The organism is Sphingomonas sp. AC449 (assembly GCF_979253475.1).
Genome location: NZ_CEEDCZ010000009.1, coordinates 39,338 through 50,307 on the forward strand (window position 1 = coordinate 39,338; position 10,970 = coordinate 50,307).

At 66.7% G+C, this 10,970-nt stretch carries 11 protein-coding genes; 6 read left to right on the top strand and 5 right to left on the bottom strand.

Features of this window, described 5'->3' with window-relative positions; genetic code table 11:
• Positions 1-72 precede the first annotated feature (72 nt).
• Positions 73-810 carry an outer membrane protein gene (locus AC0CH3_RS14245; RefSeq protein ID WP_354304230.1) on the bottom strand — a complete coding sequence of 246 codons (738 nt, stop codon included), beginning with the start codon at positions 808-810 and terminating at the stop codon, positions 73-75.
• A gap of 179 nt (positions 811-989) precedes the next feature.
• Between AC0CH3_RS14245 and AC0CH3_RS14250 the strand changes: the two genes are divergently transcribed.
• From AC0CH3_RS14250 to AC0CH3_RS14270, 5 genes are all read left to right on the top strand, one after another.
• Complete coding sequence (locus AC0CH3_RS14250) at positions 990-1,604, top strand: gluconokinase (protein WP_354304228.1); 615 nt, start codon at positions 990-992, stop codon at positions 1,602-1,604.
• A 398-nt stretch (positions 1,605-2,002) separates the two neighbouring features.
• Positions 2,003-4,561 carry a PAS domain S-box protein gene (locus tag AC0CH3_RS14255; RefSeq protein WP_354304226.1) on the top strand — a complete coding sequence of 853 codons (2,559 nt, stop codon included), beginning with the start codon at positions 2,003-2,005 and terminating at the stop codon, positions 4,559-4,561.
• Positions 4,562-4,607: 46 nt separating this feature from the next.
• A complete protein-coding gene (locus tag AC0CH3_RS14260; RefSeq protein ID WP_354304224.1) occupies positions 4,608-5,222 on the top strand; it encodes a response regulator transcription factor in 615 nt (204 codons plus the stop codon).
• 100 nt (positions 5,223-5,322) lie between these two features.
• Complete coding sequence (locus tag AC0CH3_RS14265) at positions 5,323-6,963, top strand: Na+/H+ antiporter (protein ID WP_333996822.1); 1,641 nt, start codon at positions 5,323-5,325, stop codon at positions 6,961-6,963.
• Between the two features lie 81 nt (positions 6,964-7,044).
• Positions 7,045-7,344, top strand: a complete 300-nt coding sequence (locus AC0CH3_RS14270; RefSeq protein ID WP_056024628.1) for a putative quinol monooxygenase — start codon at positions 7,045-7,047, stop codon at positions 7,342-7,344.
• Positions 7,345-7,389: 45 nt separating this feature from the next.
• On the opposite strand, the gene moaC is transcribed toward AC0CH3_RS14270, so the two are convergent.
• From moaC to AC0CH3_RS14290, 4 genes are read right to left on the bottom strand one after another with little or no spacing between them, the layout of a single operon-like run.
• Positions 7,390-7,863, bottom strand: a complete 474-nt coding sequence (gene moaC, locus AC0CH3_RS14275; RefSeq protein WP_354304221.1) for a cyclic pyranopterin monophosphate synthase MoaC — start codon at positions 7,861-7,863, stop codon at positions 7,390-7,392.
• Positions 7,860-8,636, bottom strand: coding sequence for an indole-3-glycerol phosphate synthase TrpC (gene trpC, locus AC0CH3_RS14280; RefSeq protein WP_333996824.1), 777 nt, complete (start codon positions 8,634-8,636; stop codon positions 7,860-7,862). The genes moaC and trpC overlap by 4 nt, the downstream gene beginning before the upstream one ends.
• A 1-nt stretch (position 8,637) precedes the next feature.
• Complete coding sequence (trpD, locus tag AC0CH3_RS14285; RefSeq protein ID WP_354304219.1) at positions 8,638-9,630, bottom strand: anthranilate phosphoribosyltransferase; 993 nt, start codon at positions 9,628-9,630, stop codon at positions 8,638-8,640.
• Complete coding sequence (locus AC0CH3_RS14290) at positions 9,627-10,229, bottom strand: anthranilate synthase component II (RefSeq protein WP_056024640.1); 603 nt, start codon at positions 10,227-10,229, stop codon at positions 9,627-9,629. The genes trpD and AC0CH3_RS14290 overlap by 4 nt, the downstream gene beginning before the upstream one ends.
• Before the next feature lie 270 nt (positions 10,230-10,499).
• Between AC0CH3_RS14290 and AC0CH3_RS14295 the strand changes: the two genes are divergently transcribed.
• Positions 10,500-10,949, top strand: coding sequence for a hypothetical protein (locus tag AC0CH3_RS14295; protein WP_354304217.1), 450 nt, complete (start codon positions 10,500-10,502; stop codon positions 10,947-10,949).
• Positions 10,950-10,970: the final 21 nt, after the last annotated feature.

Consider the following 10,970-nt stretch of genomic DNA (forward strand, 5'->3'; position numbering starts at 1 on the left):
GATCGGTAGGCGGGATCGCGGATCAGGCTTCGGCGTGCGCGATCGGTCGCCCCGCCGTGCGCTTGCCTCAAGTCAGAACGAGAAGCTCATGCCGCCAGCCAGGCTGTGATTGCGCACGTCGAGACCGACAAGAATATCGCCGGTCGAGCCCGACACGCCACGTGCGGTGCCGCCGATGCGACCAGCCACGGCGCGCGCGTCGTTGACCCCTGTATACCGGTACTCGCCGAACACGGCGATCGAGCGGGACAGCGGTATCTTGGCCCCGCCGCCGGCGCGTACGCCCCAATGCCCGCTGATGTCGCTATCGGTGACGAGATAGGCAGGGCCGGCAAAGACATAGGGCTGCACGCCGGAACGCGGTACGCGGACCATCGCGAGCGCCGCGAAGGTGGCCGTGGTGGGTACGCCGACGCGGGGTATGTCGACCGCCACCGACCGACCCGGGTCGACGATGACTTCCCTGCCGAAGACCTGCTCGTCGAAGCGCAGATTCGCGGTCGCGCGGACGGTCTGTCGCTTCACGTCGGGGTTCAGCGTGGCGGCATCGACCGCGACGCCGAACCAGTCGAACCAGTGCCCCGCCCGGACGCCGAAGATCGTCGAATGGGTGGGCTTCAGGCTTTCGACGTCGATCCGCAGTTGTGCGGGAATAATGACATCGTCGATCCTGGCTTCGTTCGCGGTGATCGAGGCCGCGGTCCGTTCGGGGAAGGATCGACCTGCAAAGACATCCACGAAAGTCTGCGCATGCGCGGGTATCGGCGTGCTCGCTGCTATCAGCGCGAACAGAACGGTCCGTTTTCTCATGTCGTTGATCGTACCATCCCCTTATTTCGACGAAAAACTCCGTTGGTGTTCGTCCGTTCCGGGGCGATCGGGAAAGTCTCCGGCAGTACCGCGACAAAAGTCGTAATGGTCAATTAGATAGAGACGACCGATAGCGGCGCTTCGGACTGCAAGGCGCATTCATGAAAGCGGAGTGGGATATGCCAATCGAGCCTAAAGCGATGGGCACGCGATATCGCCCGGCGGTACCGCACGGCGTCGTCGTGATGGGCGTCAGTGGCAGCGGCAAGTCGACGCTCGCGGCCTTGCTTGCGCAGCGTATCGGCTGTCCGCTGCTCGAGGGGGACGACTATCATGCGGCCGCGAGCATCGCGAAGATGCGGGCCGGGCAACCGCTTGACGATGCGGATCGCTGGCCATGGCTCGACCGGCTGGGCGAGGCAATCGGCGTGGCAGCAGCCGGCGAAGCGGGCAGTAGGGCAGGCGGCACCGGGGCAGGGGCCGGCATCGCGGTGTCGGCGTGCTCGGCACTCAAGCGCAGCTATCGCGACCGGCTGTCGGCCGCGTCGCACGTGCCCCTGCGCTTCATCCTGCTGGAAACGCGACAAGAGGAACTGACACGACGTCTCGTCGCCAGGGCGGGCCATTACATGCCCGCCAGCCTCCTGGAGAGCCAGCTGGCGATACTCGAACCGCCAGGGGCTGATGAGTGTGCGTTGACGCTCGAGGCCACGACGGCACCCGATGCGCTGTGCAACCTGGCGCTCGCATGGCTTCGGACGAACAGCCCGGCTGACGGGGGACACGTGCGATAAACCGGAAGCAGAGGTAGAGAGATACTCGCGGTGCCAGCGCCTATGTCGGCCGGACTTGTCGTAGTTCCAGCGCATCCGCCAGTTCATCAGCCAACATGACAGGACTTCGCCAATTCGTATAAATGAGTTGGTTAATTATCTCCGGCAACCAGTCTGAAAGACATCGGGTCGACAGCGGGCAAATAACCTCAAAACGGTTACGGTTAGCTTAGGTGTCGGTGGGCCGAATTGTATAGTATTTGCTGCTGATGGATAATCGCGACAGAGCAAGACCGGAAAGGCAGGCCAGACTCCCGGGGCTCGTGATCGCTCGCTGGGGGATTTGCGGCGGGGCGGTCAGTGCATTGCTGACGCTGCTGGGCTGGATCCTCGATAAACCCGATCTGACGAGCTTTGGGATGATCGAGCCGTCACTGCCGTTCAGCAGCGTCGCATACCTGTTCATGGCGGCAGGCTTCGGGTTGTACGTGTCAGCACAGTCGCACCGCTTGGCCCGGCTGCTGCTCATCGTTCCGATCGCGATCGGCGCCGCACGGCTGGTGACGCTGCCGTCGCTGGGACTGGGCATCGATGGATGGCTGTTCGTCGCGGAGGTGAACCGTTCGCTCGCAGGTCGCGCGACGCCGCCCGGGATCATCCATGCGCTGGTGCTGATCGGCCTTCCGTTGGCGATCATGCTGACACCGGTCGCCACGCGTCGTGCTGGCTATGTCACGCTCGGCATCGCCGGATCGGCGCTGGCATTCGCAAGCCTGTCGCTGCTGTTCGTACCGATGGCCGAGGCGCTTGATGCGGCGGGGTGGCGCCTGTTCTCGACCTCGCTGCCTGCTGCCATCGAGACGCTGCTGCTCGCGTTGGGGGTGCTGGCGTGGCGTAGCGATATCGACGTCGCGGCAGGGCTGTCATCGCCCGAATGGCGCGTCATGCGGCTCGTCGTCCCGCTCCTGATGGTCGAGCCCGTGCTGGCATCGCTCGCCGAATTCGGGGCCGTCGAGGCGGGGTGGGTCACGCCGCTATGGGGCGAGATGTCGACGATCGCGTTGAACTTCGCGGCGATCGCGATCCTGCTGGCATGGTCGATGCGGAGCGCGGCGAAGCGGCGTGCGGCACTGGTCGAACTGAGCCAGGCGCTCGACGCGGCGCCGATGGCGCTGATCGATGCAGACGGGCGGATCGTGCACTGGTCGCGCGGTTGCGAAGACCTGTACGGCTGGTCGGAACGCGAGGCGCTCGGGCGGGCCAAGCACGAGCTGCTCGATTCGCGCGCGCCTGGCGGCGCGGCTGCAACACGGGCGCGGCACGCCGATGTCGAACGCGAGCTGGTCGAGCGATGCCGCGACGACCGGCTCGTCCACGTCATCGAGCATGCGCGCCCCGTCGCGAACTCGGCGCGTGGCGCGGTTCTGGTGCTGTCGATGACCGATATCGGCGCGCGGCTGAAGGCGGAGGCGGCGTTGCGCGCCAGCGAGGATCGGCTCGCGCTGACCGCGACCGCGCACGAGATCGGGCTGTTCGAATGGGACGTTGCGTCGGGCCGGCTGACCTGGGCCGCGGGATCGGAACAGAGGCTGGGGATCATTCCCGGCACGATCCAGGATTTCGAAAGCTGGGCCGCGCTGGTCGATCCCGAGGATCTCGCCGATATCCAGCGGACGATCTCGGCCGCGGTCGCAACACGGGCGGACCGCATCAGCTACACCTATCGCCTGTCGCAGGCGAACGGGGTCCGGCGCGCGCTCGAGGGATCGGCGCGGTGCTTCTACGATCGCGCGGGCAATCTCGTGAAGACCGTCGGCCTGACGCTCGACATTACCCGGCACGAGGAACGCGAGGCGGCGCTGCTGTCGCAGGAGGCACAGCTCCGGTCGATCCTGGAAACCGTGCCCGATGCGATGGTCGTGATTGACGAACGGGGGCAGATCCGGTCGTTCAGCGCGGCGGCCGAACAGATGTTCGGCTATTGCGCCGCGGACGCGATCGGCAGCAACGTCGCCACGCTGATCCCCGACGACGATGCGAAACGGCACGACCGGTATCTCAGGCGATATCTGCGGGCGGGCGCGCGGAGCGTCATCGGTGATCGCCGCCTGCTGACGGCAAAGCGCGTCGATGGCAGCATTTTCCCGATCGAACTGCATGTCGGCGAAGCGCGGGTGGCGGGCGAACGCGTCTTCACGGGGTTCGTGCGCGACATATCGGACCGGATCGCCGCGGAGGAGCGGCTGGGCCAGGTGCATCAGGAGCTGATGCATGTGGTTCGCCTTAACGCGGTCGGGGAGATGGCGGCGGCGCTCGCGCACGAACTCAACCAGCCCTTGTCCGCCATCGCCAATTTCGTCGCGACGGGCGAGCTGCTTCTCGATGTACCCGATGGTCAGCTCGACCAGTCCCGGCTGCGCGAGATGCTGCATCTGGCGAATGCGCAGGCGCTGCGCGCGGGCGACATCATCCACCGCCTGCGGGAATTCGTCGCCAAGCGCGAATCCGACATGCGGATCGAGCCGGTCGAGACGACGCTGCGCGAGGCAGCCGCGCTGCTGGCGGCAGGAAGCCAGCGCCCGGATATCCGCGTGACCTTCGCGCTGTCGCGGTCCGCCGACGTCATGCTCGCGGACCGGATCCAGATCCAGCAGGTCATGGTCAATCTCATCCGCAATGCATTCGAGGTGCTGGCCGGCATGCCGCCCGATCGGCGCGAGGTGACGATCGGTTCGCGTCGCCTGTCGCCGAGCGAGATCGAGATCAGCGTTCGGGACCAGGGCCCGGGGTTGTCGGACGCCGTGCTTTCGCGCCTCTTCACCCCGTTCACGTCGTCGAAGGGCGAGGGGGGGATGGGGATCGGCCTCTCGATATGCCGTCGCATCGTCGAAGCGCATGGCGGCATGCTCACCGCATCGAACATGCCCGACGGCGGAGCATGTTTCCGGTTCACCCTGCCCTGCGTTCGACCGCGATGACCATGTCGTGTCGAACCCACCCTACGCCGCTTGAAAGGACACGCAGATGCGCACCATCTACATAGTCGACGACGATGATGCGGTCAGAGCCTCGGTCCAGGGGTTGCTGTCGCTTCGATCGAACCTGATCATCCGCGCGTTTCGATCGGGCGATCTCTTCCTCGCTGCGCTCGACGATTGCGATCCGGGGGTCGTTCTGCTCGATCATCACATGCCCGGGACGACGGGGCTCGAGGTCCTTCGAAGGATCGCACCGCTCGCGCCGCGGTTTGCGCCGATCATGCTGACGGGGCAGGGTGACGTGCAGCTGGCGGTCCATGCGATGAAGTCGGGCGCGTTCGAATTTCTCGAAAAACCCTGCGATCCGCATGTGCTCCTGCGCATCGTCGACCAGTCGTTCGACCGGTTCGAGACGGAAAGCGTCGCCGCGGAGCGCGCCAGGACTGCGCGTGCGCGTATTGCCCGCCTGTCGGCGCGAGAAACCGATGTCCTGAGAGGCTTGATCGAGGGCCACCCGAACAAGGTGATCGCGCATGAACTGAGCCTTAGTCCGCGTACCGTGGAGATCTATCGCGCCAATCTGATGGACAAGCTCGATGTTCGCAGCCTGTCCGAAGCACTGCGGATCGCCTTTGCCGCGGGACTGGTCACGGCCGACTAGTGTCGCGGACAGTGCGATGTGATGTCTGCGCGTGTCCAAAGGGGGTGTTGCGTGCGGATCGAGGCCCTTAAGAGGGGGCGTCTCAATCCGGGAGTATCTGTTGGAAGCCGTCTCGATCGTCCTGTTTCTCCTGCTTGCGGTCGTCGTGAGCGGCTCCATCTCAAGAATGCTGCCCGTGCCGATCCCGACACCATTGGTGCAGATCATGCTGGGCGCGGTGATCGGCCTCTCGACGTCTTATCGCGTCACGCTTGATCCCGAGTTGTTCCTTCTGCTGTTTCTCCCGCCGCTGCTGTTTCTTGATGGATGGCGGATCCCCAAGGACGAATTGCTGAAGGATCTGTCGACGGTCGTCGAGCTTGCGCTCGGGCTGGTGCTGATCACGGTGATCGGGATGGGGTTGTTCATCCACTGGATGATCCCGGCGATGCCGCTCGCGGTCGCGTTCGCGCTTGCGGCGGTCGTGTCGCCGACCGACCCGATCGCGGTCTCCGCGATTGCGGCACGCGTGCCCATCCCGAAGCGGATGATGCATATCCTCGAGGGTGAATCGCTGCTCAACGACGCGTCGGGTCTGGTCTGCCTCCGCTTCGCGATCGCGGCCGCGCTGACCGGAACATTCTCGGCGTCGAATGCCGCCTTCAGCTTCCTGTGGGTCGCCGGCGCGGGGCTGGTCGTGGGCGTCGTCGTTACGCTGGCGGTCACACGCGCCAAGGCCTGGGTCTCGCGGCGGTTCGGCGAGGAATCGGGGTCGCAGATCCTCGTGAGCCTGCTGATCCCGTTCGGCTCGTATCTGTTCGCCGAGCATATCCATGCATCGGGCATCCTTGCCGCCGTCGCGGCCGGCGTCACGATGACGTTTGCCGAGATCTCGCGGCAGGCGCTGCCGACGACGCGGATGCGTCGCAATTCGGTCTGGGACACGATCCAGTTCGCGCTGAACGGCATCATCTTCGTGCTGCTCGGCGAGCAGCTTCCCGCGATCTTCGCGGTGGCGCGGCAGACGGTGCAGCTGACCGGGCATGCGGGCACGTGGTGGCTGGGTGCGTACGTGCTGGCGATCGTCGCGGGGCTGATCATGCTGCGGTTCGCCTGGGTCTGGGTATCGCTGCGCCTGACGCTGTTGCGGCGGCGGAACCGCGTCGGGGCGACGCAGCAGAGCCCCGACTGGCGGCTGGTTGCCGCGATGTCGCTCGCCGGCGTGCGCGGCGCGATCACGCTGGCAGGCGTCCTGACGATCCCGCTGGTACTCAACGACGGGACTCCGTTCCCCGCGCGCGACCTCGCGATTTTCCTTGCGGCAGGCGTCATCATCGTGTCGCTGATCGTCGCGAGCCTCGCGCTTCCCGTGCTGTTGAACGGCCTGACGATGCCATCGGAACCCTCGCTCCAGGCGGAGGAGGATGCCGCGCGGGTGGCGGCGGCGCAGGCGGCGATCCGGGCGGTCGAACGATCGCAGCATGACCTGGCCGAGCGGATGGGCGATGCCGATTTCTACGCGACCGCGGGCGGCCGCGTCATGGACGTCTATCGCGATCGGATCGACAGCCGGGGCGGATCCGCCAAGATGGCGGCCGAGGCGCGGCTTCAGGATCGTCTCGAGCGCGACTTCAAGCTCGTCGCGCTCCAGGCGGAGCGTGCGCTCGTGATCGAACTCGCCCGCGAGCGGCAGATCGGCAGCGTCACGGTCCAGAAACTCGTCCGCGAACTGGACCTGCTCGAGGCACGCTATCGCGGGTAGCGGCGCCTATACCAGACCGTGGCGGGGTTGCGCGGGACGGCGCAGGGGCGCACACGTCACCATCAAAATTGGGAGCTTGATATGGCGGTAAAGATCGTTGCGTTCGTTTCTGCGCGGCCCGGGTGCGAGGATGCGTTCATCGAGGCGGCACGCGTCTGTGTCGCGGCTTCGCGGCAGGAACCCGGCGTGCTCTATTACGAACTCTGGCGCGAGTCCGACGGCGACCGCCGGTTCGTCTTCAACGAGCGCTATGTCGACGATGCGGCGGTCGACGCGCATATGCAGTCGGACCATTTCAAGGCATTCGGCGCCGCCGCGCGCGACCTGGCGGCTGCACGGCCGACGATCATCAAGGCCGAGGCGATCGACGTCGCGGAATGACGTCGAAGCCTAGCTGAGCTGGAGCGCGGATCGCGTCCGCTCTGCTCAGCGCGGGGCGGTCCAGTCGCCCGACTTGCCGCCGCGCTTTTCGAGCAGGCGGATCCCGTCGATGACCATCGCCTTGTCGATCGCCTTTGCCATGTCATAGACGGTCAGCAGCGCGACGCTCACGGCGGTCAGCGCCTCCATCTCGACGCCCGTCTTGCCATCGGTCGCGACGGTCGCGGTCGCGGTGACGCCGGTCGCGTCGACGTCGAGGTCAAGCGTGATTTTGGTGAGCGGGAGCGGGTGGCAGAGCGGGATGAGATCGCTCGTCCGCTTTGCCGCCATGATCCCCGCGACGCGGGCAACCGCGATCACGTCACCCTTCTTCGCGGACCCATCGGCGATCGCCAGCGCCGCCTCTGCGGACATGGTGATACGGCCGGTCGCCACCGCCTCGCGCGCGGTCGGCGTCTTGCCGCCGACATCGACCATGCGGGCGGCGCCGGCGCCGTCGATATGCGTAAGGCCGCTCATCCGATCAGCACGCGCGTTGCCGCCTCGACATCGTCCTGCCGCATCAGCGCCTCGCCGATCAGGAAGCACCGTATGCCTTTCTCCGCCATCGCATCGAGGTCGGCGCGCGTCGTCAGACCGCTTTCCGCCACGAACGTGCAGTCGCGCGGCGCGCGGTCGACGAGGTCGTATGTCCGCTGAAAGTCGACGGTAAAGTCGCGCAGGTCGCGATTGTTCACCCCGATCAGCCGGGATTTGAGCTTCAGCGCGCGCTCGAGTTCGTGCGCGTCGTGGATCTCGACGAGCACGTCCATGCCGCATTCGAGTGCCGAGGCCTCGATCTCCGCCATCTGCATGTCGTCGAGCGCCGCGACGATGATCAGGATCGCGTCGGCGCCGATCGCGCGCGCCTCGGTCGCCTGCCAGGGATCGACCATGAAGTCCTTGCGCAGGACGGGAATCGAGACCGCGTCGCGCGCCGCGGTGAGATAGGCATCGGCCCCCTGGAACCACGTCTCGTCGGTCAGCACGGACAGGCAGGCGGCACCCCCGGCCTCATAGGCACGGGCATGCGCGGGGGGATCGAAATCGGCGCGGATCAGTCCCTTCGACGGGCTCGCCTTCTTGACTTCGGCGACGAGCGCATAGCCCGTCTTCGCGTCGAGCGCGGCGCGGAAGCCGCGCGGTTTCGACATCCGGGCGATGCCCGCGTCGATGTCGGACAGCGAGGTCGTGGCCTTGCGCGCGGCGACCTCCGCACGTTTTGTCTCAAGAATACGATCGAGCATGGTCATGTCAGTAGGCAATCCAGCGGGCCAGCAGCGCATCCGCGCTGCCGTCGTCGAGCGCGGTGGCGGCCGAGACCGCCCCGTCGACGAGGGTGGGGGAGTGGCCGGCAACGACGAGCGCCGCGGCGGCATTGAGCAGGACGGCTTCGCGATAGGCGCTGCGCTCGCCTTTGAGCAGACGGCGGAGCGCGTCCGCATTATGCGCCGGGTCACCGCCGCGGATCGCGTCGATCGGATGGCGGACGAGCCCTGCATCCTCGGGCGTGACGCGGCGTGGCAGTTTGGCGGTGCCGACGCTTGCGACGACGCTGTGGCCGGCGCCCGACAGCTCGTCGAGTCCCTCCTCGCCCGATACGACGAACGCCGCTTCGGTGCCGAGCTGTTCGAGTGCCTCTGCATAGAGCGCGGCATAGTCCGGGCGGGCGATGCCGATCAACTGGCGCGTGACCCGGGCGGGGTTGGCGAGCGGACCCATCAGGTTGAAGATCGTCCGCGTTGCGATCCGGCGGCGGATCGGCGTGATGCGCTTCATCGCCGGGTGGTGATTGGCGGCGAAAAGGAACGCGATGCCGATGTCGCGCAGACTGGCCTCGGCCGTCGCCCCGGCACGGTCCATGTCGAGACCGAGCATCTCGAGCGTGTCCGCGGCGCCCGCCTTGCTCGAGGCGGCGCGGTTGCCGTGCTTGGCGACGGGGATGCCACACGCGGCGACGACGAGTGCGACCGCGGTCGACACGTTGAGCGTGTGATGGCCGTCGCCGCCGGTGCCGCAGACGTCGATCGCACCCGCCGGCGCGTCGATCGGAATCATCCGGTCGCGTAGCGCGCGCGCCGCCTCGGCGATCTCGATGCTGGTCTCGCCGCGCCGCGACAGGTCGGTCAGGAACGTCGCGATCGCGTCTTCGCTAGCGCGCGCGTCGAGAATGTCGGCGAACGCCGCGCGCGCGGATTCGCGCGATAGCGGTGTCGAGGGATCGGGGAGCAGTACCGTCACGCTCATGACGGCACCCGCAGCCGCGCCGGCAGTTCGTGCGGAATTTCCGCCATCGTCAGGAAGTTGGCGAGCATGGCGTGGCCGTGTTCGGTGGCGATGCTTTCGGGATGAAACTGCACGCCGTGGATCGGCAGCGTCGCGTGACGGAAGCCCATGACGGTGCCGTCCTGCGCGGTGGCGTTGACGACGAGCGTGTCGGGGACCGCGTTGACGATCAGCGAGTGATAGCGCGTCGCGATGAACGGCGACGGAAGCCCGTGATACAGCCCGGTATCGTCGTGCAGCACGGGCGAGGTCTTGCCGTGCATCAGCCCGCCGCGCTCGACCTTGCCGCCAAAATGCTGGCCGATCGCCTGGTGCCCCAGGCACACGCCGAGCAGCGGTTTGCCTGCGTCGGCGCAGGCCGCGACGAGGTCGAGGCTGACGCCTGCCTCGGTCGGCGTGCAGGGGCCGGGCGAGATGAGAAAGGCGTCCGCGCCCGACGACAGAGCCTGTCCGGCGGAGATCGCATCGTTGCGGACGACCTCCACCTCGGCGCCCAACTCCATCAGATAATGGACAAGGTTCCAGGTGAAGCTGTCGTAATTGTCGACGACCAGGATCATCGCCCCGCCATAGACGATGACGGGCGTCGTGCAATGGGGTTGCGGACAGGGATTCGGAGGGGGATGTCCAGGGGAAGACAGCAGTGCAAAGATGCGCATGATAGGGCGCATGACAGGGAGCCATGATGCGTTCGACGTGTGCGATGGGGGAGTCGAGGGTGGTTTGGGCGGTGCGATGCACGCCTATGCAGGCCTATGCAGGGCGCATTGCATTCAGCATGGAGAAACGTGGCGCGGTAGACGTTCCGTATATAACAGGAGCCCTAATACATGTTTCGTTTGACGCTTATCGCCGCCTTGCTCGCCACGCCCGCGCTGGCCTCGGCCCAGACCGCGCCTGCCGCGCCCGCCGCGCAGGAACAGGGGCAGGACCAGGGATCGGAGACCGGCCAGCCGCCGCAGCGGATCCGCAGCGTCACGCTGGGCGCGGGACAGAAATGCCCGGCGTCGAGCACGGGCGAGATCGTCGTGTGCTCGACGCTCGACCAGCCCTATCGCATCCCGAAGGAACTGCGTGACGATGGCCCGATCGCCGCACAGAACCAGAGCTGGGTAAACCGCGCCGCGACGGCGGACGAGGTCGGACGCGTCGCGGGTGGCCTGCCCGATACATGTTCGCCGGTCGGGACGGGCGGGCAGTCGGGCTGTTCGCAGATGCGCGCGCGCGCGTTTGCCGCCGAGCGTCGCGCGGCGGCGACGGGGCAGGCGGACGGCCGCTGAGCCGAAGCCGGGGCAATCGGG